The 26,433-nt window shown below is 53.2% G+C and carries 15 protein-coding genes; 5 read left to right on the top strand and 10 right to left on the bottom strand.

The window, feature by feature from the left end; genetic code table 11:
* Positions 1–272: 272 nt before the first annotated feature.
* The 4 genes from BN8_RS17275 to BN8_RS17290 form a co-directional block, all read right to left on the bottom strand.
* Positions 273–1,724 (bottom strand): SusD/RagB family nutrient-binding outer membrane lipoprotein, encoded by a 1,452-nt coding sequence (locus BN8_RS17275; protein WP_009283204.1) that lies wholly within the window; start codon positions 1,722–1,724, stop codon positions 273–275.
* 102 nt (positions 1,725–1,826) lie between these two features.
* On the bottom strand, positions 1,827–5,033 hold the full coding sequence (locus BN8_RS17280; protein WP_040006289.1) for a SusC/RagA family TonB-linked outer membrane protein: 3,207 nt from the start codon (positions 5,031–5,033) through the stop codon (positions 1,827–1,829).
* Positions 5,034–5,431: 398 nt separating this feature from the next.
* Positions 5,432–6,928: a glycoside hydrolase family 130 protein gene (locus tag BN8_RS17285; RefSeq protein WP_009283206.1), complete on the bottom strand. Its 1,497-nt coding sequence runs from the start codon at positions 6,926–6,928 to the stop codon at positions 5,432–5,434.
* A 173-nt stretch (positions 6,929–7,101) separates the two neighbouring features.
* Complete coding sequence (locus BN8_RS17290) at positions 7,102–9,414, bottom strand: glycosyltransferase family 4 protein (protein ID WP_009283207.1); 2,313 nt, start codon at positions 9,412–9,414, stop codon at positions 7,102–7,104.
* A gap of 449 nt (positions 9,415–9,863) precedes the next feature.
* Here BN8_RS17290 and BN8_RS17295 point away from each other — a divergent pair, with 449 nt between their 5' ends.
* Complete coding sequence (locus BN8_RS17295) at positions 9,864–12,227, top strand: efflux RND transporter permease subunit (RefSeq protein ID WP_009283208.1); 2,364 nt, start codon at positions 9,864–9,866, stop codon at positions 12,225–12,227.
* Positions 12,228–12,229: 2 nt separating this feature from the next.
* Here BN8_RS17295 and BN8_RS17300 read toward each other — a convergent pair whose 3' ends face one another.
* Positions 12,230–13,243 (bottom strand): bestrophin family protein, encoded by a 1,014-nt coding sequence (locus BN8_RS17300; protein ID WP_009283209.1) that lies wholly within the window; start codon positions 13,241–13,243, stop codon positions 12,230–12,232.
* Positions 13,244–13,314: 71 nt separating this feature from the next.
* Between BN8_RS17300 and BN8_RS17305 the strand changes: the two genes are divergently transcribed.
* Entirely contained in the window at positions 13,315–14,124 is an 810-nt protein-coding gene (locus BN8_RS17305) for a glucose 1-dehydrogenase (protein WP_009283210.1), read from the top strand.
* A gap of 88 nt (positions 14,125–14,212) precedes the next feature.
* Positions 14,213–16,834, top strand: a complete 2,622-nt coding sequence (locus tag BN8_RS17310; RefSeq protein ID WP_009283211.1) for an MGH1-like glycoside hydrolase domain-containing protein — start codon at positions 14,213–14,215, stop codon at positions 16,832–16,834.
* A gap of 72 nt (positions 16,835–16,906) precedes the next feature.
* Here BN8_RS17310 and BN8_RS17315 read toward each other — a convergent pair whose 3' ends face one another.
* From BN8_RS17315 to BN8_RS17335, 5 genes are all read right to left on the bottom strand, one after another.
* Entirely contained in the window at positions 16,907–17,449 is a 543-nt protein-coding gene (locus BN8_RS17315) for a DUF6580 family putative transport protein (protein WP_009283212.1), read from the bottom strand.
* 9 nt (positions 17,450–17,458) lie between these two features.
* Positions 17,459–18,043, bottom strand: coding sequence for an alpha-ribazole phosphatase family protein (gene cobC / locus BN8_RS17320; RefSeq protein ID WP_009283213.1), 585 nt, complete (start codon positions 18,041–18,043; stop codon positions 17,459–17,461).
* Entirely contained in the window at positions 18,028–18,816 is a 789-nt protein-coding gene (locus BN8_RS17325; protein WP_009283214.1) for an adenosylcobinamide-GDP ribazoletransferase, read from the bottom strand. Before BN8_RS17325 ends, cobC begins: the two co-directional genes overlap by 16 nt.
* Positions 18,817–18,892: 76 nt before the next feature.
* On the bottom strand, positions 18,893–20,893 hold the full coding sequence (locus tag BN8_RS17330; RefSeq protein ID WP_009283215.1) for a porin family protein: 2,001 nt from the start codon (positions 20,891–20,893) through the stop codon (positions 18,893–18,895).
* Between the two features lie 759 nt (positions 20,894–21,652).
* Complete coding sequence (locus BN8_RS17335) at positions 21,653–22,432, bottom strand: HpcH/HpaI aldolase family protein (RefSeq protein ID WP_009283216.1); 780 nt, start codon at positions 22,430–22,432, stop codon at positions 21,653–21,655.
* A 133-nt stretch (positions 22,433–22,565) separates the two neighbouring features.
* On the opposite strand from BN8_RS17335, the gene BN8_RS17340 reads away from it, so the two are divergent.
* Both BN8_RS17340 and BN8_RS17345 read left to right on the top strand, forming a co-directional pair.
* On the top strand, positions 22,566–25,631 hold the full coding sequence (locus BN8_RS17340) for a ligand-binding sensor domain-containing protein (protein ID WP_009283217.1): 3,066 nt from the start codon (positions 22,566–22,568) through the stop codon (positions 25,629–25,631).
* Complete coding sequence (locus tag BN8_RS17345) at positions 25,585–26,235, top strand: response regulator (protein ID WP_009283218.1); 651 nt, start codon at positions 25,585–25,587, stop codon at positions 26,233–26,235. Before BN8_RS17340 ends, BN8_RS17345 begins: the two co-directional genes overlap by 47 nt.
* The last annotated feature ends 198 nt before the right edge of the window (positions 26,236–26,433 follow it).

A 26,433-nucleotide genomic window follows, 5' to 3' on the forward strand; every position in this document is an offset into this window, starting at 1 on the left:
TCTTTAACAATATATGGTTTATAGATATTTTCAAAGAACATACTATTGATTTGTCTGCATATCAGCCAATAATATTGCGAAACGCCACTTTTAGCTATTAAAATGCACAAGTAATGTATCTTATTTAAGTTAGTTATTTATTACTAGGTATAAAAATTGAACACACTATTTTACTAATCATTTTCAAGCAAAAATACCGGGCAGTCGGCCGACTACCCGGTATTTTTGTACTTTTTCGAGTTCTTTTTACGAACCCCTTCACGAATCAGGACTTACTTGTCCCACCATACGCGGGTGTACTGATCATCTTTTCCCTGGCGGGAGATGACTGCGTCGTAGTTCGACTTGTTTAGGGTCACTTCCGTCACCGGATAGGCCAGTCGGCGTGGAATGTCGGTACCGCCATTCAGCGTTGAGGCTGCGGGCTTCAGTTGGGGGAAGCCCGTGCGACGCCATTCGTTCCAGGCTTCCGTGCCCTGGAAGAACAGGTGAATCCAGCGCTGGGTCGCAATCCGCTCAATCGCATTAGCATCTGAATACGCTACGTCCGGCTGAGCAATGTAGGCCGTGTAGGCGGCTTCGGAGTAGCCGGTTGCCATCCATTGCTGCATCGACGCTTTGATGGCGGCTTCGTAGAGCGATTTGGCGTTACCGGTCGTCCAGCCCAGTTTAGCCGCTTCGGCCTGAGCCAGCAGCACCTGCCCGTAGGTCAGGACGTTCACCGGTGAGTTCTGCTGACGGATGGCCGTAGCGGCCAGTGAGAAATCCTGTGCCTTACCCGGCGATGGGAACGCCCCGTACGGAACCCCACGGTATTCGCCGTTGATGTTCTTGTCGGCCAGGAACGGCAGCCGCGGATCGTTTACCTTCTTGAGGTAATCGACAAAGGTGTTGCTCAGAGCAAAATCCTTCCGGTTCGTCGTGATGTAGTTGTTGTACAACGGGTTCTCGTTGTTAGCCTCCGACAGGTAATTATATTGTACGTTGTCGGCGTTCGACGTGAAGACCCCATCGGCCATGGCTGCAGCAAATTCAGCCTTACCTTTCGCCGGATCAGCCTTCGACAACCGCAGGGCCGCGATCAGGCGTAGCGAATTTGCGAACTTCTTCCACCGGGCGGCATTACCATTTAGCAGAATGTCGCCCTGGGCCGTTGCGCCACCATCAAACTGAGCCGCTGCTTCTTTCCACTCCTTAAACAGGTCGTTGTAGATGTCCTGTTGCTTGTCAAAAGCCGGGGTAAAATTCTCGTTGGCTTTCAACGCCTGCGAATATGGCACATCGCCCCAGCGGTCGGTGACGAACTGGAAGAAATAACCCTTCAGAATGCGGGCAATAGCAATCTGGTTCGCGTTTGAACCGGCTGCGGCTGCCGCCGTCTTTGTATCGGCGTTCGTATTCAGGTCGATGACCTGCTGAAGGCTGAGCAGCGGCCCCGTGTAGAGCCCATTGTAGCTGAAATTGATGGTCTTGTAGCGCGAGTCCTCAATGTAGGTAATGTCGCCAAACTGCTGTACGTACAGCGCGGGCGTCATGTTAAACGAACCCGGTCCTACCTGTCCGTTGATAGCCCCTACGTTCCGGATCGCCCCGGTCAGCAGCGCGGGCGTGCTGGGCGTCGACGGGTTGTTGGGGTTCACATTCATATCACCAAAGTCGCTACAAGCCGTCATGGTTGACAGTACGGCCGCAAAAACAGTGGATTTGAACCAATATCTTTTCATAAAAGTATGCTTATCTTTTTATATAACCGGTATTGAGTCAGTAAACGAGAACGAGGGTGCTAATCGTATCTTCTCCGACCCAATACCGGCTGTTTGTTGTGATTAGAAACCAAGACGAACGTTAACACCGAATGAGCGAACCGGGGGCAACTGACCACCTTCGTACCACAGCGTTTCCGATTCAGAGATATCGATACCGCCACCGATAGCGCTGTAGATCAACAGCGGGTTCCGGGCAATGAACGATACGTTGGCCGACTTGACACGGTTACCCAGCAGGCGCTTGGGCAGATTGTAGCCGAGCGATATTTCCCGCAGTTTGACGTAGGTTTTGTCGTAAATCCAGCGCTCGTTCAGGGCGAACAGCCAGTTTTCATACAGGTTCTGTGCATCTACCCGCGTCGTGTTCGGCTGCCCTTCTTCCGTAACTGCATCAAGCAGAATACCACCACCATCAGCTACAGGATCACGCTTCGGATTACCCAGCTCGTTCAAACCGGCCGTTTCAGCCGCCAGACCCGAGTAGGCGTTGAACATCTTGGTCGTTGAGAAGAACTTACCACCAACCACAAAGTCAGTACTGATCCGCAGAACGAGGTCTTTGTACGATAACGTGTTGATCATCCCCCCTTTAAACTTCGGCAGTACTGAACCCAGTTCGACGTTGTCTTCCTTAATGTACAGACCGGCGTTCGGACCGCTGCCATACACTACCGGCTTACCCGTAGCGGGATCTTTCCGGATTCCCTGGCCAACCAGCGTACCCCACTCTTTACCTTCGCGGGCATTCAGCGTCAGCGTACGCCACTGCGGACCATCCAGTTGGTAATTGGTCAGACCCGGCAGCAGTTCCACCACTTTCGAGCGGTTGCGGTCGGCGTTGATGTCAAACTCCCAGTTGAAGCCCGACGACGACCGGACCGGATTCGCGTAGATGTGCAGTTCCAGACCCGACGTTTCGATCAGACCGGCGTTCACGTAGGCGTTCGAGTACCCACTCGTCGGTGTTACCGGCAACGGGATGATCTGGTCGCGGTTCTTGTTCTGATACGCTGTGAACTCCAGGCCGATCCGGTTGTTCAGGAATCGCAGGTCAATACCTCCTTCGATGGATGCCGAGCGGCCTGGCAGCAGACTTGCGTTAGGCAGGGCAGTGGGCAGGAACTGCGTCGGGTTGTTCAGGTATGGGTTACCCACCGTGTAGGCCAGGGCCGTCTGATACGGGTCAACGTCGGTACCTACCTGCGCGTAACCAGCCCGGATTTTACCGTAGCTCAGCACCGTGTTCTTCGGAATCAGTTCCGTGAAGATCAAACCACCCGAAATCGACGGATACAGGTACGAGTTGTTACCGGCGGGCAGCGTCGACGACCAGTCGTTCCGCACCGATCCTTCAACGAAAATGAAGTCGCGGAAACCCAGGCTCACGTTGGCGAACACGCTGTTTACCTGCCGCTCGTACAAATAGTTGCGGGCCGTGGGCCGATCGCGCGAAGCGGCAATGTTGTAGAAGCCCGGCACCGACAGACCACCTACCGTTGCCTGGAACACACCTTCCGTACGGTTGTAGCGGATGTTGCCCCCGGCATTGGCGACGACCGACAGGTTATCGGCGAAATCCTGATTGTAGCTGACGAGCAATTCGTAGTTATTCTCGCGGGAGTTGGCGGCAATGTTTGAGTAGCCACCACGGCCTCCTTCGTTCAGCGTACCGGCAGCAATGCGGCCTTCCTGGAAGAAGTTGCTCTGGTCACGACGCACGGTACCGGATGCTTTCAGGTTCGGCAGGATCTGATACGTCAGGCCGAAATCCCCGAACAGCCGGTTGTTGCGGCTTTCGTTCGTGTTCTCATATACCTGCGTATAGGGGCTATCCCAGTATTTTGGGCGTGGATCGAGCGGACCGCCAATATTCCAGCTCCGGAACGTACCGTCCGGGTTTTTGTAATTACGCAGATCCTCAATGCTGATCTGACGCTGGAACCACTGGTTAAACGAGCCGATTGTCTGGTTATAGCCGTTCAGAATCGCGTTGCTCACCCCGAACAGGTTGTTGCTCGTACCCGTACCACCCGACGAGCCGTAGCGGTCGGCCGGCTGGTTAAACGTGTGCGTCGCCGTGTAATTGACGTTCAGATTAGCCGTCAGGTTCTTGCCGAACAGGATCGAGTTCTTGGCGCTGATGTAGTCACGATTCTGCCATGAGTTCGGGATAATACCGTTGTTGGCAATGTGCGTGTACGAAATCCGGCTCTGAAACGCATCCGTACCCCGCGAGAACGCGATGTTCGTATTGTGGCTGAACGGCTTCTCGAAGAAATCGCGAACGTTGTTCGGCTGCGCCACAAACGGCGACAGTTGGCCGAATTGCGGACCGGGCAGCCACGAAGCTGCCGAGCGATACAACGTACCATCCAGGCGCGGCCCCCAGCTTTCGTCGGCCGAATAGTCGATCAGGTTTTGTCCGTTAAAAGCCTGCCACTCGGCGGGGTGAATAGCCGGGTTAAACTCAAACGTTTCAAACTCCTGCGAGTAGCCACCGCCGTATTCGTTCTGGTACTTCGGCAGCAGGGCCACCATATCGAGCGTCGTGCTGTGGTTGATGTCCAACCGGGTTTCGCCGGCCTTGGCCCGCTTGGTCGTGATCACAATAACGCCTGCCGAGGCCCGGTTACCGTAGAGCGCCGTAGCCGAAGGTCCTTTCAGTACCGTCAGGTTATCGACGTCGTCCATGTTCACCTGGCTGATGTCGGTCGGCGTACCGTCTACGACATAAAGCGGATCGCTACCAGTCAGTGAGTTGACCCCCCGAATCCGGATCGATGGCGAACCAAACTTTGCCCCCGACTGCCCCAGTACCTGCACCCCGGCAATCTTACCGGCCAGGGCGTTAGCTACGTTCTGTTCGCGGGCGATGTTCAGCTTTTCCTGCTTGATGTCCTGAACGGCGTAGTTCAGGGCCTTCTTTTCGCGGGAAATACCTAGTGCCGTTACAACAACTTCCTGAAGCTGGGCGGCATCGTCGGTCAGACGGACATCAACGGTCGTACGGCTACCAACGGCCACTTCCTGCGTGGCAAAACCAATAAAGCTAAAAACTAAAGTGGAGTTAGCAGGAACGTTGAGCCGGTACGTACCGTCGCTGTTGGTGGTCGTACCACGCGACGTTCCTTTCACTGCGATGTTTACTCCGGGGAGTGGAGAACCATCCGAAACTGACGTGACTTTACCCGAAACAGAGAGGTCCTGGGCAAAGAGCGGAACACTTAGTAGACACAGTAAGAACTGTACGACTAAAAGTCTTTTCATACAGATGAAGAGCATTAAGTTAGTGTTAGATTAAGAAAACTATATCAAAAATGTACAAAAATTCAGTTCGAACAAAATTTTATGGTCTATCAACTCTACCAAATATTTGACTTCGTAATGGTTTTTTTGTAAAATTTTATTCTGGCAATAAATATATCTCTTGATAATCAAACAGTTAACAAAAATTTTATTTAATTTTTTAAATTCAAAAAAATTAGAAAACGATTAAAATGGCAGCTATTAGGCTTATTTACAGTAGCTTTTGACGATTTGTCTACTCTTTTAAAAGACAAAATATAGTTATATTTCTTAAGTATAAATACGCACTATTAAAAAAATAAAGCCATAAAAAAACGGGATACTGTATGAGTATCCCGTTCGCTTAAATTTTACCGTATTCAGGCTACTTCCTGCGACGTAACAGACCCCACCGTTTGTGGTTTGCCCGCCGTTAATTCGTTAAGTAGTTCATCGATGTTTACGGTGGCGAAACTACTGGCGTAGTCCGACATAGCATACGGAATGATGAGTTCCTTACCGCTGATCAGCCCTCCACAACTATACACGACGTTCGGTACGTAGCCCTCCCGTTCGTTCTCATCGGGGCTAAGAATTGGCTCCTTCGTTCGCCCAATCACCTTACTAGGGTCGTTCAAATCCAGTAGGAACGCCCCAATGGCATATTTCCGCATCGGCCCTACGCCGTGGCTCAGCACCAGCCAGCCGGCTTCCGTTTCGATGGGCGACCCGCAGTTACCCAACTGCACAAACTCCCAGTTGTAGGTGGGTTTCAGGATCAGTTCTTTGGTCTGCCAGAAATACAGGTCGTCGGAATACATCAGGTAGATGTTTTCGCCGTCCTGCCGCGAAATCATAGCGTACTTGCCGTTGATCTTGCGGGGAAAGAGCGCCATGCCCTTGTTCGACACTTCGGCCCCATTCAGCGTATTGATGTTGAAGTGGGTAAAATCTTTGGTTTCGAGCAGTTGCGGAAACGTAACGCGACCATTATACGCCGTATAGGTAGCGTAGTAGGTTACCTCACCGTTGTCGTCGGTGAACTGGACAAAGCGGGCATCTTCAATACCATTCGTTTCATTCGGCGACGTGGGGAAAATGCACTTTTCGTCCAGGCTCTGGTCTTCATCGAAATGTACTTCGTAGTTGGCCCGGGCCAGTCCCAGCAGCCCGCTGGCGATGGTTTCGTACTCGGCATTGTAGCGGAACTGCGACGTAATGCGCTTGACCTGCGTTTCCAGTTCGGGCAGGGTGAACTCCTCCCCCAGTCCGGCCAGCATCTTCTCGGAGATGCTATTGGACAGGTGGAGTTCATACAGCTTGCGTTCAAACTGCGCCCGGTTGAATTGGTGGTTGGGTACGATCTCCGGCGATGTTACGTAGCGCGATGGCTTACGCAGGATGATTTTTCCCTCCTCATCGATATAGCCCATCCGGAACGAGATCGACGAAATGTGGCCCTCACCCGTAGCCCGCAGACTCAGCACAAACCGTTTATAGCCCGGGGGTACGTTGGTCTGGTCGGGGTGCCACACCATCGAGGGGTTGAAGAGCGCAGCCGATTCCAGTGAATACTCCATCGTGAAGTAGGCCCCCAGCAACAGTTTCCGTTCCAGACTCTGCGGCTCGTCGGTCAGCAAATGGGGTTTCAATTGGTCGAAACGCTTCAGGAAGAAGCGTTCCAGTTTATAATGGCGGCTACCGAATTCACGAATCACCTCCCCCAATTTCTGCTCCACCTCAGGTTCGCTCAGGGCGTTGACGCGTGCGATGATTTTCAGGACTCGGGTATTGCTGCCCAGTTCGAACGGGCGGAACAACACGCGGGTTGGATCAGGCCGGAGCACAATTCCGGTCCGGGTCGCTTTTACACTCATTAGTTTTCGTACAGTCTTACGTGATCGACATTTAGAACGAAACAGACGCAGACAACAAGATGTTTACCGGCGGTAATCTTGTCGTCTGCGTCTGTTTCGTTATTACGTTCAACGTCTAAAGTTAAATGATATTGGATAGCGATCTGCCCTTGAACGCTGAACTTTATCTAAAACTATTCATTGATCAGTGACGAAATTGCCGCTTTGACCGACTTGGTTTCCGTACGCTGCTTTTGCATGCTGTACAGTTCGGTCAGCGCCAGCAGATAGGACAGCGTCGATTCGGCCCCCTGGTTCTGGTTAACCCGGTCGATGTGCAGTCCGTCGCGGCAACCACCTGTCTGCTGATCATAAAGGGGCAGGTTCAGATCATTCAGCCCCGTAAACCACTTGAATACATTGATGGCTCTGCGGTACCACTCTTCCTGACCGGTCACTTCGTAGGCCGCCAGGCAGGCCGACATGGTACTTTGCGCTTCCAGGGGCTGCTGATCGAAGTAAGCCCGGGGCTGACCTTTCACATAGAAACCATTGGAACCGATGGGCTGAAAATGGCCCCGCTCGGCGGTTTGCAGTTTAAGCAGCCATTGCAGGGCGTTCAAACCGATGTTGAGCAGCCGCTGGTCGTCAGACCGCAGTAGTGCGTGAGCCAGCACGGCGTTATCGTACGACAGTACGTTTTCGAACCACGGCCAGTCTTCAGTAGCGGTCTGGTCGTAAATGGAGGCCAGTTTCTCGAGTAACTGCTGCTGGATAGTCTTGGCCAGTCGGTCGTTGTTGAATTTTTTCTGGTATTCATGAATACCCAACAGAGCAAACGCCCAGGCACGGGGCGAGGTCATTTCTACCACGCGGGGTAGTACGTTCTCGAGCAGCCCCATCGCCCAGGTTACGGTATTCCGTTCGGAAGAGCGGCCAATGCAGGTACCCAGTGCCCAGACGGTCCGGCCCGTACTATCGTCGGACCCAACATCTTCGAGCCAGCGACGGTCGTAGCTCATGAAGTTACGGAACTGCCGATGATCCTGTGAATAGGCGTGGTTCAGGAAAGCTTCGTACGTATCGGCCACGCGGGCCAGGTTGCGGTCTACAAACCCGGCTTCCTGCAACATCTGGGTCAGAATCAAGGCCCGGGCATTATCGTCGGTACAATAGCCTTCGTCGTAGAACGGCAGGTGGTAGCGCGCATGCTGCACAATTCCGGTCGAGTCGGTCAAACGGAACAGATGATCGAGCCGCAGGGCCGGGAGTTTAAATGCCCCCGTACCACCCATCGTGAAGGTTGTCTGCGAACTGATGGTGCTCATACGTTCGTTGCGCGCCTTGGCAAACGAATCGGCATACTGCTGGATCACGTGGCTCCAGATCATCTCGCGGCCCATCAGGTAACCTTTCTTCCGCATAGCGTGGCGCGTCGGTTCATCGCTCAGCAACTTGATGATTTCATCGGCAATCGCTTCCGAATCCCCAAAGGGTACCAGCACACCCCGACCATCGGCCAGGAGTTCTTCGGCATGCCAGTATGGCGTTGATACAACCGCTTTGCCGCAGCCAAAGGCGTAGGATAACGTACCGGACGTAATCTGGGCCGGATTCAGGTACGGCGTAATGTAGATATCAGCCGCACCGAGGTATTCAAGCAGGTCGTTCAGTTCAACAAACTGGTTATAAAACTGCACGTGCTGCCGCACCCCGCAGTCGGCCGCGAGTTGTTTCAGGCTTTCGCGGTACACCTCACCCTGCTCACGAATCAGGTTTGGGTGGGTAGCACCGAGGACCATATAGACCACATTCGGGAACTGCTCAACAATACGCGGCAAAGCCCGGATTACGTTTTCAATGCCCTTGTTCGGCGACAGCAGCCCGAAGGTCAGCAGCGTTTGCTTGCCCTCCATACCGAACCGATCCTTATAAAAATGCGGGTCCACAAACGGCATATCCGGAATGCCGTGCGGTACCAGATCAATCTTTTCGGCGGGAACATCGTAAATATTGATGAGGAAATTCCGTCCCTTCTCCGACATGCAGATCACCCGCGACGACAGATCAGCTATACTTTTTAAGACGAGTAGTTGTTCTTCACTGGGATTATTGAGGATGGTATGAAACGTGGTTACGATAGGCATGGTCAGGTTTCGCAGCAGCGTCAGGATGTAGCTACCGGCTGGTCCGCCATAGATACCGTATTCGTGCTGCAGGCACACAACCTCAACATTTTTAGAGTTCAGAAACTCGGCAGCCTTTCGGTACGATTCCTGGTCATGCTGATACAATTCGTAGCGAACCTCACTGGGATAGTCGTAGCCCTCGACGGTATCGTTTACCGAAACGACCATGGCCCGCGAATCTGGAATGAACTGATTATATGACTGGTATAAGTCAGCAGTGAATGTAGCAATGCCGCATTGGCGGGGCAGGTAGTCCCCGATAAAGGCGACATTTTTGGGGTTATGCGCCCCCGTTATCAACTCTTTTGTACTCATCATAACCGTTAAGTATTGGTGCTATAAGGTAAAATTACGTATACATCTATAACTACCTGACCGATATAAGCGACTTTACCGACGTTTTGTTTGCAAACTCAAAACAATTTTCTACATAACGGCCACCAATGTTAACGCACACAAAATTTCATCCAATTTTTTGTTAATTTTACAATATAATCGTTTGGAAGAAACGTATATTCATTCATATGCAAAACATGTTTTTCACTGGTTTCCATCTTACTCCTGTGTACGCTTGTTTTTAAATGAAGATTGAATTCAACAAACTTGATTCGCTGGTTTCCTATGTAAGTAGACGTCCAAACAAATACGCCAGTTTCCCGGCCCCTCCCCAATTTTTGACTAACTTGCGGGCTCAAATGCGCTGAAGGCCGCCGTTCAAGCGTTAGGTATGTGTTGAATCATTCCAGCGGCCTGTATTCCACTCGCTTATGTTCTGGCACCGCGTTTCCGCTTTCATCCTCAAGAATAGAGTCGCTCTCATTGTCCTGATTCTGGCCGGTACGGCGTTCATGGGCTACCAGGCCTCCCGCGTCCGGTTGTCTTACGAAATCGCCAAGATCCTGCCCAAGTCCGATCCCGATTTCAAACTGTACGATAGCTTTAAGGCCCGATTCGGACAGGATGGCAACGTACTGGCCATCGGCGTCGAAACCGACAGCATGTACCGGCTCAGCTTCTTCAACGACTGGTACGCCCTCAGCCAGAAAATTCGCCGGATCAGCAGCATCCGGGATGTGGTGTCCAACGCGAACCTGTACAACATCGTCCGCGACGACAGTTCTCGTACGTTCCGCTTTATGCCCCTGGTGCCGCGCCCCGTCACGACCCAGGCTGAGGTCGATAGCATCCGCAGCCAGATTGCCCGGTTGCCGTTCTACGAGGGCTTCGTATCCGATAGTTCGGGACGGGCGCACCTGATGGCCGTTACGTTCGATCCGACCCAGGTCAACACCCGCAACCGGATCAACGTTGTGCGTCAGATTGAGGCCGTGGTCGATTCGTTCGGGGTTCAGCACGGGCTGGATGTCCACCTGTCGGGCATGCCCTATATCCGTACCGAATTTACGGCTAAGGTCAGCAATGAACTGACCTTGTTTATGGTGCTGGCCTTCGTCGTGACGGCCCTGATTCTGCTGTTTTTCTTCCGGTCCGTTACGGTCATGGTGGCTGCTGCGCTGGTTGTCGGTGTGGGGGTTGTCTGGTCGTCGGCTTATATTTCGCTCCTGGGATTTGAAATCACCATCCTGACCGGCCTGATTCCCCCGCTGATCATTGTGATCGGGATTCCGAACTGCATTTTCCTGCTCAACCGCTACCACGAAGAACTGAACAAAGGCCGCGATCAGCGGCAGGCGCTGGCCATTGCCATCGAGAAGGTAGGCGAGACAACGTTCTTTGCCAACGTTACAACCAGCATTGGTTTTTTTGTCTTCTACTTTACCAATAGCCCATTGCTGCTTGAATTCGGGTTGGTGGCTGCCCTGGGTATCATGACGACCTACGCCATCTCACTCATCCTGATTCCGGCGATTTTCAGCTACCTGCCGGTACCGTCGCCGAAGAAACGGAGCCACATGGACCGCCGGTACGTAGCGTCGTTCCTGAACTGGGTTAACCACCTAGTGAGTCAAAGACGGGTAGCCATCTATACGTTCATCAGCCTTGTCACGGTCATAGCCATCATCGGCGCGCTACGTATCAATGCCATTGGTTTTGTGGTAGACGACCTCCCCAAAAACGACCCGATCTATACCGACCTGAAGTTTTTCGAAAGCCGGTTCCGGGGGGTGATGCCGTTTGAGGTAAGTATCGATACCAAACGCCCCGGGCGCGTGCTGACACCCCAGACTCTGACGAAGATGCGGCTGCTAGACCGGGAGTTTTCGAAGTACCCGGAGTTTACCCGCCCGATCTCGCTGGTCGAAGCCGTGAAATTCTTTTACCAGTCGTATCGGGGGGGTGATCCGCGCTACTACCTGCTGCCGCCCGCCCTCGAACTGCAAAAACTTTCGGGGTATCTGCCTAAGCTGAAAGGCAGCGAAAACAGGTTTAAGGGCTACCTCGACAGCACCCGGCAATTCACCCGCATCAGCTACCAGATGGCCGATGTCGGAACGGTACGTGTCAATCAGCTTCTGAGCGAACTCCAGCCAAAAGCCGACTCCATCTTTAACATCGACCGGGCCACCGGGCAGCGCGTTGCGCCGGACGAGCAATATGATGTACGGATCACGGGCAACAGCGTTGTGTTTACCCGCGGCAACGATTATCTGCTGAAGAACCTCGCCGAAAGCACGGTGCTGGCGATTGTACTGGTATCCATTATTCTGGTCATTCTCCTGCGTGACATCCGGCTGAGCCTGATTGCTATTCTGCCAAGTGCGCTGCCGCTGGTTGTCACGGCGGGCATCATGGGCTTTGCAGATATTCACCTCAAACCGTCAACCATCCTGATTTTCAGCATTGCCTTCGGCCTATCGTCGGACGGGACCATCTATTTCGTCACTAAATACCGCGACGAACTACGGAACAGCCGACTGAGTCTGTCGCAGGCCGTTGCCGCAACCATCCAGTACACCGGCGTCAGCATGTTCTACACAGCCATCATCCTGTTCGCGGGTTTCGCCATTTTCACAGCCTCCACCTTCCAGGGGACAATTGCGCTGGGTATCCTGGTATCCATTACGCTGCTGATGGGAATGGCCTCGAACCTTATTCTACTGCCAGCCTTCCTGCTGTCGGTGGACAAAAAGCGCAGCAGCCGGTCGGCAGTACGAACGGAACCGTTATAGAATTACATCAGAATATTGTTAATGGCCTGCACACGCTTGGGCAGTTCGGCCTCACCCAGCATGTCGCGCAGATCGATCTCGATATTCCGGCAGATGGCCGTCATCGGTACGTCGTTGATGCTGTTTTCGAAGGGATTCTCGCTGGTATCGCCCACGATTTCCATGGTGTTGAACACCCACGCAATTATGGTAAAGAACGGTACGGTCAGCCATACGTGCCAGCCGCTGAACTTGGCCATTTCGCTCAGCAGGCCGTAGGGCAGAACGAAAATAAACAGCCAGACGAACAGGTAGCTGAAGAACGCGTACTGCCGTGGAAACGGAAACGTTTTGATCCGTTCGCAGGCGCCCTGCTGGTTGTAAAACTCCACCAGCATCCGCTCCAGATCTACGTGGTAATACTCTGATAAATAGCCGCTCTGGCGCAACTCACGCAGACAGGCAGACTGCTTACGTAGCAGCATCGTGGCCGGGTTCGGGTGCTTTATGATCTCCTCCACTTCTTCGACCGATAGGAATCGGCTCAATTCTTTATCCAGACTACACTGGCGAAATTCCTTTATCCGTTCAATGGCCTCGTGGGCTGGATCGTGGTGCAATTCCCAGACGGGCTTCTGCCGGAGCTGGACCCGAACCGACGTAATATAGGCCAGGTGCTGGTAGATTAACTTTTTGTGAATTTGTTGCAATCCCTCAGCGGGCAGTGGATCGGCAGTGTCGTAGTTCCTGATATAGTCCAGCACCATAATGCCCCACGACCGGCTGGCGTTGGTGATGCTGCCCCAGATACGCCGGGCCTCCCAGAGCCGGTCATAGGATGAGTTGTTCTTAAAACCGACGTAAAACGCGACGGCTGTACCGATGGTGGCCACCGGCACGAACGGAATGGCCAGATTTTCCCATCCAGCGAATGAATACAGCGAACAGATGATGGACGAATAGATAATGAAACCCAGCACAGCCCGCCAGGCGAAGGGAAAAACGATAGAAAAAGGAACGCGTTTGGTAGTGAACATGAGGTAGAAGAAGATAACGTTTAAACCAAATCTATCTAAATCAGCTTACTTTTAAAAACAGCCAAGCAAGAATGGACAAGGTATTACAAGGACAGATTGCTATTGTTACGGGTGGCAGCAGCGGCATCGGTACCGGCGTATCACGGGCGTTGGCGGCAGCCGGCGCTACAGTCGTTGTTAATCACTCCCGCCCATCGTCAAAAGAATCGGCCGAGAAGGTACTGGCCGATATCGAAGCGCAGGGTGGCAGCGGAATGATCTACCAGTGCGACGTTGGCCAGGAAGATCAGGTCATCGACATGTTTAAAGAGGTGATTACCCGCTACGGTACAGTCGATATTCTGGTCAACAACGCCGGTCTGCAACGCGATGCTCCTTTTACAGAAATGACCCTAGAGCAATGGAACGAGGTCATCAGCATCAACCTGACGGGCCAGTTCCTGTGCGCTCGTGAGGCCATTAAGGAGTTTCTGCGCCGGGGGCCACAACCCGAAAAGTCGAAAGCCCTGGGCAAGATCATCTGCATGAGCAGCGTCCATGAACTGATTCCCTGGGCGGGTCATGCTAACTACGCGGCCAGCAAAGGCGGCATCAAGCTCCTCATGCAGAGCATTGCCCAGGAGTTTGCCAAAGACAAAATCCGGGTAAACAGCATTGCCCCGGGTGCGATCAAAACACCTATCAACAAAGAAGCCTGGGATACCCCCGAAGCCGAAGCCAAACTGCTTACCCTGATTCCTTACGACCGCGTCGGCGTGGTTGATGACATTGGTAACGCGGCCGTCTGGCTGGCCAGCGACGCCAGTGATTACGTCATCGGCACCACCTTATTCGTCGACGGCGGCATGACGCTGTATGAGGACTTCGCGGATAATGGATAGATTTGGTTTTTAGTTTTCGGTTTGTGGTTTGTAGTTGCTCTGCCGGGTTTGACGACAACCTACGAACCACAAACCATAAACCACCGTCATGACCACCGAACATCAACGCCTGCACGATCCGGCCTGGCGGCAATGGGGACCGTATGTCTCCGACCGCCAATGGGGTACCGTCCGCGAAGATTACAGCCCCAACGGCGATGCCTGGAATTACGTTACGCACGATAAAGCCCGCAGCTACGCCTACCGTTGGGGTGAAGAAGGCATCGCGGGCTTCTGTGACCATCGACAACGGCTCTGTCTGGCCGTAGCACTCTGGAACGGGCAGGACCCTATTCTGAAGGAGCGATTTTTCGGATTGGCCAACAGCGAGGGTAACCATGGCGAGGACGTAAAGGAACTATACTTCTACCTCGACGCAACGCCCTCGCACTCGTATCAGCGGATGCTGTATAAGTATCCACAACAGGCGTTTCCGTACGGTTGGCTGGTCAGCGAAAACAGGCGACGGTCGCGGCAGGACCCGGAGTTCGAACTACTCGATACCGGCATTTTCGATCAGGACCGCTACTTCGACGTATTTGTTGAATACGCGAAAGTCAACCCACATGATATTTTGCTAACAATAACAGCCCATAACCGGGGGCCAGACTCTGCCGATCTGCACCTGCTGCCGACAGTCTGGTTCCGGAACACCTGGGCCTGGGACCCGGCGCAGGCGGCTCATAAGCCTTCGCTGGTCTGGCACCCCGATGGTTCAGTCATGGCCACCCATCCTGACCTCGGCCAGTACATCGTCTATACCGATGGAGCTCCGAACTGGCTGTTCTGTGATAACGAAAGCAATTCCGAGCGACTCTGGGGGCAAGCCAATCGCGCAGGCGTGTACCCCAAAGATGGCATCAATGAACACCTGCTCCACGGAGCAAACACCATCAATCCCGCCCGAACCGGAACCAAAGCAGCCGCTCACTACGCCCTGACGATCGCGGCCAGTACGTCAGCTACGGTCAGGATACGGCTCAGCAAATCGGTATTGACTGAGCCTTTCGCCGATTTCGACACCCTTGTTACCCAGCGAAAAGCCGACGCCAACGCATTTTATGAGAGCATTCACCCGCGGCAAGCTACTCAGGATGAAAAACTCGTTCAGCGGCAGGCGCTGGGAGGTATGCTGTGGAACAAGCAGTATTATCACTACGACGTAACGCAGTGGCTTCACGGCGACCCGGCGGGCCCTCCCCCGCCCCGACAACGGTTACAGGGGCGCAACCATACCTGGGAGCACCTGATCAACGAGGATATTATTTCCATGCCTGATAAGTGGGAATACCCGTGGTATGCCGCCTGGGACTGGGCGTTTCACTGTGTCACACTGGCGATGGTTGATCCGGCACTGGCCAAACAGCAGTTGCTGCTGCTTACTAACGAATGGTACATGCACCCGAATGGCCAGTTACCGGCCTATGAGTGGTCGTTCGACGACGTGAATCCACCGGTGCAGGCCTGGGCAGCCTGGCGTATCTACCATGATGAAAAGAAACAGCACCCCGATCATGACCCGGATCTGACCTTCCTTCGCTCCATCTTCCACAAGCTCATGCTAAACTTTACGTGGTGGGTGAACCGCAAAGACGAACTGGGCAACAACATTTTTGAAGGTGGTTTTCTGGGCCTGGACAACATCGGCGTTTTTGACCGCAACACCGTTCTGCCTGATGGCAGTCACCTGGAGCAGGCCGACGGTACGAGCTGGATGGCCATGTACGCTCTGAACATGATGCGTATTGCGCTGGAATTGGCCCGTCATGATGCAGTGTATATCGATCTGGCAACGAAATATTTCGACCATTTCCTCTACATCGCCGGTGCGATGACCCAGCTAGGCGAAAACAGCAGCGGCTTATGGGACGAAACCGACGGTTTCTTCTACGACCAGCTACGTTTTTCCGACGGTCGCGTCGAAAAAATGCGGGTTCGGACAATGGTCGGCCTTATTCCTTTGTGTGCCGTTGAAGTCCTGAGCGACGACCTCCTGCATGAATGCGAATCGTTCGTCAACCGGATGCGCTGGTTTCAGCAGCACCGCCCTGAACTGTACCAGCAGGTGTCGCGGTATTTTGAGCCGGGTGTCGGCGAAAAACGGTTGTTGAGTCTGCTACGTGGCTTCCGTATAAAATCATTGCTGACCCGCATTCTCGACGAACACGAGTTTCTGAGTCTGCACGGGATACGAGCCGTATCGAAGGTGTACCAGGCGCATCCCTATGAGTTCAGGCTCGACGGCACTACGTTCCAGCTCGCCTATACCCCCGCCGAGAGCGACAGCGGGATGTTCGGGGGGAATTCCAACTGGCGCGGCCCGATCTGGATGCCGGTCAACTACCTGCTTATTATCAGCCTCCAGCGGTTTTATCACTACTTCGGCGACAGCTTTACAGTCGAGTGCCCCGTGGGCTCGGGCCAGATGCTCACCTTAAACGAAGTGGCTATTGAGCTAACCGACCGCCTGATTGGCTTGTTCACGACCAATGAGGACGGCCTGCGGCCTACGTTCGGAGCCCATCCGAAATGGCGTGACCCACATTTCCGGGATTATATTCTATTCTATGAATATTTCCACGGCGACAATGGCCGGGGCGTAGGGGCGTCGCACCAGACGGGCTGGACCGGACTGGTGGCTGATTTAATTTCACGGAAATACCGCAACTAAGCAAAGGCCCTAAACAGAACGAGTCCCCGCTACATACCGGGGACTCGTTCTGTCTTTTGAAAAATATCGTTTTTAGACGCGGGCCGCGCGTAGTACCGTAAAGCGCTGTTGCAGCAGGTAATAACCACCAAAGAGCAGACCGCTGAACAGCAGGTCCCCCATCAGGCCATTTAACGCAAACGACGTTCCGTCGTAAAATGCAAGGCCGGCTACGTAGCAGCTCATCAGCCCTGCCCATGTCTGGGGATAAAATGAACTACCGTACCATACGGCGAAGTTAGTGATCAGAAAGAACAGCAGGGAGGAAGCGACGGACGCGGTGGCAATACGCGCTGCCGTTGGTTTCTGAAGCAGCCACAGCCCCAGCAACCACGTCAGACCAAAGCTGACATAAACTGCTCCCATTCCCCCATGAAAGCCAATCAGGGCATCGCTCAGGACCATCGCTGCCAGGGGAGCAGCCAGCCCGAGCCATTTCCGCTCAAACGTTGCCGCGCCAAACAGGGCCAGTGCCGCTATAGGTGTCATATTCGGCCAGTGTGGCAGCAGGCGAAACAAGGCTGCTGTCAGTACAATGGTCGTAAGCGTAGCTAAACGAATTGTCAATGGTTTCATGCGGTCAATTCAGCGATTAATGTATTGTATCGTATGGTATAACCCGTTCGTGGTTACTTTAGTTACCGAGCCATAGTCCAGATGAAGCCGGTAGGCATTCTGCAAAGATAAATCCAGAAACAGACACAGCAAAGCCCGAATTACCCCCCCGTGTGTAATAACAAACACCGGCTGCCCGGTGCCAGTTTCCGCGAGGGGGACAATCTGCTCCCGCCAGAACGTCCCAACCCGATCGAATACATCCTGAAAGTTTTCGCCGTTCGGCGTCCGTACGTTCACAAAGTCAGCCATCCAGGGGTCCAGTACCTCCCGGCTAATGTCGCTCCAGGGTACTAGCTCCCAGTCGCCAAAGTGAATCTCTTTGAGCCGATCGTCAAAAAGAACCGGCTCGTCGGCTTCCGTTAGCTCAAGCGCCAGTTTCCGGCATCGGCTAAGCGGACTCGCAAACGTAACGGCCGATAACTCCGTTGGCAGAAACGTGCGTAGCCGGTCCCGTTGTTCAATGTAATTGTCGGCCAGCTCCACATCGGTCTGCCCGTAGGCCACGCTACGCCCCACGGCAACTTCGGTATGCCGAATCAAATAGATATCCATAACAACGAAACGTACGACAGGTACATAATTACTTCCGCAAGTTGCTGGGTGGCCCCCAGGCAATCGCCGGTATAGCCACCGATCCAGCGCCGGAAAAACGCTATAAGCCGCCAGCGCAGCAACAGCAACGGAATCAGGAACGTCAGGTAAATCCAGAGCCCTGTGAGCGCCCAGAGTACTATCAGCGGCCCAATACCAAACACACCCGCTATAACGACCTGCCCGGCGCTGATCCCCTCGGCTACGGGTTTTGCCTTGGCCGCTTCATCGTCTTCCCGAGCATAAGGCAAGGCCGGAATGACCGTTGCTGCCACAAATCGACTGACGCTATGCGCTGATACGTATTTCAGAGCTACGCCCCAGCCAAATGCTTCCACCGACAGGAGCGATTGCAACGCAAAAAACTTGACCGCCAGCAGCAAGACCAGCCCGATGGTACCGTAGGTTCCCAACCGGCTGTCTTTCATGATGGTCAGAATCTGCGCTTTAGTCCAGCCGCCCCCGAAGCCATCGCATACATCGGCGAACCCATCTTCGTGAAAAGCACCCGTAATCCAGATAGTTGCGATCATGCTGAACAGAATGGGCAGGTAGGTTGGCGGAAACAGTACCGTACCGAGCCAGTAAACTCCAACCCCAACCGCGCCCACAATCCAGCCAATCAGGGGAAAGAACACAGTGGCCCGGTTTAGTGCATCTGCCGAATGGTCAATTCCTTTCGGAACGGGCAGGCGCGTGTAGAACATCAGGGCGGTAAAAAAGAGCTTCATCATATTCCGTACAAGTTGGGACAAACATAAAAAAACCGGGAGCCTGAGCCCCCGGTTTTTGCATTCGATTTATCGTTGCTTAGTTCAGATCAAAGCTTACATCTGAACGGCGGCCGCTGTTGCCAGCCCGGCGACGAGCCGGAGCTTTGCGAGTCGGTGCAGGCGGTGCCAGCAGGCGAGCCTTCTGCTCATCCGTCAGCGGCTTCAGGTCAGTGATCGACATAGTGTTGTCGCTGATCGTCGTGTTGAAGCTACCCACCGGCTGCTCAGGCTGACCGTTGCACGGCAGTTTCGTAACCGTGAACACAGCGCGGAAGTACAGCACCTGCGGACGTACCCGACGGCCTCTGTAGCGGATGGCATTGCCGCTTTCGATCCGAGACTTCTCGGTTTGCAGCGTCTGAGCCAGCGTACCCGGCAGTTGGTTCAGGTTCAGGATCACGGTGTTCGTATCGAACTCGACAGCCGCTTCAGCCAGACGGCGGTTCAGCGTGCGGTATCTCAGACGCAGAACAGTGTCGCCCACGGACGTGATCTGACCGTTACAGTAGCAGACGTTCGCAATTTCACGCGTGTATGGTGTGCGGTAGTATACTTCCAGACGCTCCAAACGGTGGCGGAACTCACACTCTTCAGCACCACGAGGTCCGAGGATTGTGAAGCTGGCGGTTGCCACTTCACTCATACACGTGCCGCATTTCGCTTCCTGACGGTTGTGAACCGTTACGTAGTAGAAACCACGTGCCGGGCGACCAGCCGAATCCAGGTATGCCTGCGGGAATGTCAGCGTCGTGTCGGTCGTATTTACAACCTGAGCGATGATTGTGTCGCGGGCGGCACCCAGCGTGTCAGCCTTGTAGTGCAGACGAGCCGTGAAGGTTTCGTTCTGAGGGTTCGGAGTCGTGCTGCGCCAGCTAATAACCGGCGTTGAGTTCGACGGCAGGCTGTCGGCTGCGTATGACAGACCGGCCAGCGGGTTGTTGTTAGCAAAACGTACGGCCAGTTGCGGGATTGAGTCGCAAACCGGGCAGACAATCGGAGCCTTCGGGATCAGCTTGCGCTCGATGAAGCTCTTCCGTACGGCAACGCCGGCGCTGAAACCACCGTGTTTCCGGCTGAACTCAAGCAGTTGATCGTCGATACCGTTAACGATCAGGTAGTTGAGACGCGTGTAGAAGCCCTGCGCCTGCACACCGATGTGCCAGTTGTTACGCAGCGGGAAGAACACGCCCAGCGACAGAATACCACCCGGGCGCAGAATCTTTGTGCTCGGGTTAACCGACCGGATCAACAGATCAGCCTGGCTCGGTACTGAAGCTGTGATGGTAGCGGCTTCCGTCCGGAACAGACCGCCACGCAGACCCAGTTCGAGGAACGTACCCGTCCGCAGGCCCGTCCGGTTCCGCGAGAAGTTAAACGTTACGACCGGTCCGAGAGCAAGGTAAAAGTCGTCGGACGCGCGCTGCTTAAACAGCACCTGATCACTTGAAATACCGCGGGCATTAGCCAGCGAAAACAGATAATCCCGGTAGATCCGACGCGTTACGTAGTTCTGATAACCCAGCACTCCACCAACACCGAAACGCAGCCGGCGCTCAGGACGAGTCAGGAAGTAATCAACGTTGGCCGTTACGTTAATACCGGCACCGTTGTACAGGGTATTATCACGACGGTTAGGTCCGAACGTATTCTCCCATGTACCGCAATAGGCAAAGTTTGGGCCCGCAAAAAGTCCAACCCGCCAGGGAGATTGTCTACGTACGAGAATAAACGTCTGGAAGGTTGTGTCGCAATCATCCAGTTCGGCGACGTCGCTGGCCACGGCTTTGAAATCCTGCCGGTTCAACGTGTCGGCGAAGGGACGCTTGCCCAGCCTGTAAATATTATCACGATAAAGGTCACGGTCGCGGGGTCGGACCGTATCAGTTGCCGCGGATGAGGTAGCAACCGTAGATTGCTGCACCGCATCTCGCCGGACAGTATCAACTTGTTGAGCAAGGCTGATGGAAGGCATAGCGCAACTCAGCCACACGAGTCCAGCCAGCATCCGCAGGGGGTGTTGTTGGATAAATGTTCGCATAGAGACGGATTTAATTTTGACGCAATGTTTCTAACTAAACTGTTAATTTCACAAAAGCCCCTAAAGAAAATTAGGGAACGGTCATCCTACAAAAACAGTGGATTTTATCGCCCAATGAACCAATTGCCTATGTATTAGTGCGCTGAAATTTGCAGTGAAGCCGTTCATCGCCGACGGACGAAAATAATTTTTTTTCGAGTTGATGTACGTGCTCAGCATACTATTTCATAAAAAAGTGCACACTAAAGATGGCAATGGTCAATTTTCGTAACCTCTTATCCGGGATTTCGCGGAAGACAGTGCTCTCTCAAAACCGCTAATGTTGTATTTATGCGGCAAACGTAAGCACTAGGACGTAAAATTTGCACCATCAGATTATTATTTTTTTATGGTCAAAAGCTGACATTACTCTCTGAAGACGGCCTGTTTCCATTCACCTGAGCCATTAACAGTGTTGACATGGCATTCTCTGTTGTCGTCGGACCATGTCCTTATCCTTGCTGTATATTAGCTGATTACGGAACCTGGTTTCTGCAAATTACCGAATAAACTACAAGCACAATTTTGTGTTCACGCTTTGCCGAAAACGATCGGCCTATAGTTATCCGTTAGTGATTCGGGCAGGCTGTCCCAAACTCATCAGAAAAACCTTAATTTTTTTTGTTTTCCTGTTCCTCCGATTCACTCCACTACTAAATCGTTGGAAAGGCAAGAATGTTTTTCAGCAGGCCCTCGATTTAGTTTGGACAATTGATCTCATCAGGAGGGTTGCCCGGCCGGTTCTTTTCCTTTCAAATAATCACCAGCCGCCGATCGGAGCAAACCGGCTACCGAGTTCAGGCAGAATAAAACCCCGCGGTCGATCAGCGCCCGGGCCTGATCGCCTGTGGCAGCCGTTGTGCCGATTACCAACCCGGCCTTCAGCACGGTTTCCACAATACCGGCAATTACTTTTCGAACTTCACTATTGGCCGGCCCATCGTAATAGCCCATTGACATAGCCAGGTCCCGCGGTCCAACGACAAAACCATCGATTCCCGGCACCTGACACAAAGCCTCGAGATTGTTGACGGCCTCAACGGTTTCAATCTGGGGCAACAGCAGCGTCTGTTCATTGGCATACTGAACGTATTCGCCCTGACTCATGCTTCCCAGCAGGTAATCGGCAGCTCGTACCGGGCCCAGTCCACGGCTACCTACCGGCGGGTACTTCACCGCCTGAACCAGCGCTTCTACTTCGGCAACGGAGGTAACGCCCGGAATCATGACGCCCATTACACCCGCATCCAGAAATTGCAGAATCAGCTTAGGATCACCACTACGGACCCGGGCCAGGGCCGTAATGCCGCTAGCTTCGCACGCCCGCACAATGTCCTGCACCTGAGCCGTAGTGACGGGGCTATGTTCGCCGTCGATCATGTAAAAATCAAGATCCGAAAAGCCGCACAGTTCGGCAATGGTTGGGTCGGCACTATTGGACAGTACGCCCAGTACGGGCTGTTTATTAATCAGTTTTTGCTTGACCAGATTCTCCTTCATCTACCCTCAAAAGGTTTACCGTTTTCGCAAAGAACGAAAAGAAGTTCGTCGATGCAACAAATACCAGTATCCCGGTATTTTATACCGATTAACCAAGTCGTAAGTTTATAGCGCTATCCTACACCTTGTCGCTATGCGCTGGCTTTTATTTGTGCTTGCCTGTTTGTTCAGGCTTGTTCATGCCCAACACCCGTTTCCGGTGCGTCACCTCACCACCGCCGACGGGCTTTCGCAGGGCACTTGCTACCACATCCTTAAAGACTCGCGGGGATTTATCTGGGTGGGCAGTCAGGACGGACTCAACCGCTTCGATGGTACGCGGTTTACGCGGTATCAGTTTGACGAACTCGATTCGACAACGATCGGCAAAGGCGAAATTCAGGGGCTGGTTGAAGCACCTTCAGGCGATTTGTGGGCGGGAACCGAAGATTGTCTCAGCCAGTACGTCCGCCGAACCAACTCGTTCCGGCGCTACTACGTAACCAATAACCGGGGGCAGAAACGCTTCAGTCTGCACACGCCTTTCTACGCCGACGACTCAACGGTCTGGTACTGTAATGCCATTGAAGGTGTTGTCAAACTTAATTTCCGTACTCAGCATAAGACCTTTATTAACCAGCAGATAAGACCCAAATCGACTATCACTACGGAATGGATCAACTACCGGCCCGCCGATCAGTCACTGGTTTTTCTGCTGCCTGTGGGGTTTGCCCGCTACCACTGGCCAACCCGTCGTTTAACCACCTACTATTCGGGCCAGCCAACCGACGTCATTCCCGGCCGGCAACTTTTTCAGTCGCTTTACCGAGCTCGCAACGGTCATTACTGCTTAGGCAGTTCGGCGGGTATTTATGAATTTGACTCTACGTTAACGAGTCTCCGGCACCAACATACCCTCCGGCCGGGTATTGGCCTTTACCGATTCCAGAGCATGATGGAAGACCAGCAGGGACGTTGGTGGCTGGCTGTCGAAGGGGCCGGAGCCTGGCTGTATGACCCCCTCCGGATGCAGATCGTTCGGGAAGTGGCACCTGGGCTAAATAGAGCGCGTTCGCTGTTAACCAACCAGATCTCAGAGCTATATGTCGATGATCTGGGTTTAGTCTGGGTAAACAGCGACCCGTTCGGCATTGACATAATCTATCCTGATAATTACCGTATTGAAACATTTTCCGATAACCCCGCCGACGTTAATGACCTAAACAGCCACGCCATCCGGGGCCTCTGCGAAGATCGGCGGCATCAGATATGGATCGGTACCGTCGACGGAGGGATTCGACGCCTTGATCCTGCTTCGGGTACCATGCGGGCGTATACCGTAGAGATGGGCGTAACGACCAAGGGCAACATCCGCCATATTGTTGAGACTCGAAACGGTCGGCTACTTATTGCCAACCAGCGTGGTATTCAGCAATATGATCCTGTCGGCGACCGGTTTGTGGTCATTCCGAATCCGCTCTGTCGCGACGATCAGGACTGTCAGTACATTCGCGGTATTAAGGAACTACCCGACGGCAATTTCATCGTGGCCACCTACGCCGGCCTTTTTATCCACGACCCTCAGCTTCGTCCACTGGGTCAAGTAGATGCTGGAAGCAATTACTATGGCACACTTTATTTCGACGCTGTCACGCAGCTTCTGTACGCTGGTCGCCGGGATCAGGATTTAATGGTCTATCAGTACAAAAACGGGAAGTTAACGTGGGTTTACAACACGCTGCCAGGATTTAATATCCTGGACATTTATCCCGATCCGGCCCGCCGATGTCTCTGGATCTGTACTGACCGCGGTCTCGTCCGCTTTGACCCGGCTACCCGCCGAACTCTTCGCATTTACACCACCCGCCAGGGACTCCCTAACAACGTAGTCTACGCGCTGCTTCCCGATCAGAAAGGACGGTTCTGGCTCAGCACCAACAACGGCCTGGCCAAGTTTTTTCCGGCTCAGGAAATGATAACCCCGGTTTCCATGACCAGAGGGCGGGAATACAACAGCTTCGCGGCCCTGGCCAGCTCGGACGGAACCTTTTATTTCGGCGGAGTGCACGGCCTCGACCATTTTGTGCCGAACCAGCTCGATTACAACGTTGTCGTTCCGGTACGTATCGCTGACTTTCAGGTCAATGACAAACCGTACCGGGCCACCGGCTTCATTGGAGAAACCGGTCAGGTGACGCTTACATCGCAGCAGCGTACCTTTTCGATCAGTTTCGCGGCCCTCGACTACTTCAGTGACGGCAATAATCCATTTTTTTACCGGCTTAAAGGCGTTGATAATAACTGGGTTACCCTCACAAAAACCAATACCGTCCGGTATGCCGATGTATCGCCGGGCGCGTATACCTTTCAGGTACGAGCACTGGACGCCCGGGGGCAACTCACCCCCATTACCCAGGTTCAGATTCGTATTCAGCCGCCTTTCTGGCAAACCTGGTGGTTCATACTATTGAGTCTGGCCGCGTTGGTTGGGCTGGTAGTCTGGGGCGTCAGTACGTTTGACAAGCAGCGATTTGCCCGCCAGCAACGCCTGACGCAGAACACATTGGCTGCGCAGGAAAGCGAACGCCGACGAATTGCCCAGGACCTTCACGACGACGTTGGCAATACATTGGCAACCATCAAAGGAATGCTGGAACGAGCCCGGGAACAGGAACCTGTCCAAAGCATGCATCCTGAAGTACATAAAGCGTACGATCTGATCGATAAAGCCAGCAATGATCTGCGGGGCATCACGCACGACCTGATGCCGGTTGAATTCGAAAAATACGCCCTTCCAGATGTTATCCAGCAACTGGTCGATCGGGTCAATCGGTCATCGCGTATGCAGTTCGAATTCATTCTGTTCGGAACGGTTCGCCGACTGGAGCCGGCCCGCGAACTCGTTACGTACCGCATCATCACCGAACTGATCCAGAACGGGCTAAAACACGGCGGGCAGGGATTAGCAATTGTCCAGCTCGGTTATCACCTTCGCCATTTAAGCATACTTGTTGAAACTCCTTTGGCACAAACGTCTACGGATCAACCGTTTCCTACTAAGTTGTCACCAGGGATAGGACAAAATAACATATCTTACAGGGCCGAATACTTGCATGCTTCGTTGGAAATAGATCGCAACGAACAAAGCTACATTGTCATGCTCGACGTGCCCTATGACGCAACCGGAAACCACACCCGTCATCAACATACTCATCATTGATGATCACCGTCTGTTCAACGACGGCCTGAGGGCTATGCTCGCCGACGCTCCGGATATAACGATATTGGGCCAGATATATCATAGCCGGGACGCGCTGAGCCAGGTTCGGCAGCTCCGCCCCAGGGTGCTCATTATTGATTTTAACATGCCTGAAATGGATGGGCTGGAACTTACGCGGCTACTCCTAACGCAACATCCGCAGTTGTGCATCCTGATTCTGAGTATGTACGGAGAAAGTCGGTACATCGACGATTTTCGGAAAGCGGGTGCTCTGGGTTATATGCTCAAAACCTCCACCAAGGACGAACTACTGACAGCTATCCGGGAGGTAGCTCGCGGTAATACGTACTTTGACCCGAAGCTGGCGGATCAGAAACAGTTCAGCAACCACGCCGATGATACCTTTCTGAAAAAGTATAAACTTTCACCGCGGGAGGTCGAAATTATCCGGCTCATTAAAGCCGGTTTAAGCACTCCACAAATTGCCGACAAAGTGCACCTTAGCCCGTATACCATTGAAACTCACCGCAAAAACATTTACGCCAAGCTCGGCATCAGTACGGTTGCCGAATTGGTTCGGTTCGCGGTTGAGGTGGGTATCTAAAAACGTATAGATGTATGAATATACCCGGATTCGGGTATTGTAGTGGTGTAGATAGGAAAGTAACTTTGTTGGCATTCTATCCACACTATATTTTCGCTATACCAACTATTCAACCCTTCCTTTTTGCGGCCCGGCTTCTTTCGATTTACCCGGAAAGAAACCGGGCCGTTTGATTGTCCGCTCTCTCGATTTTCAGCC

Origin of the sequence: Fibrisoma limi BUZ 3 (genome assembly GCF_000296815.2) — a bacterium.
Lineage (GTDB): Bacteria > Bacteroidota > Bacteroidia > Cytophagales > Spirosomataceae > Fibrisoma > Fibrisoma limi.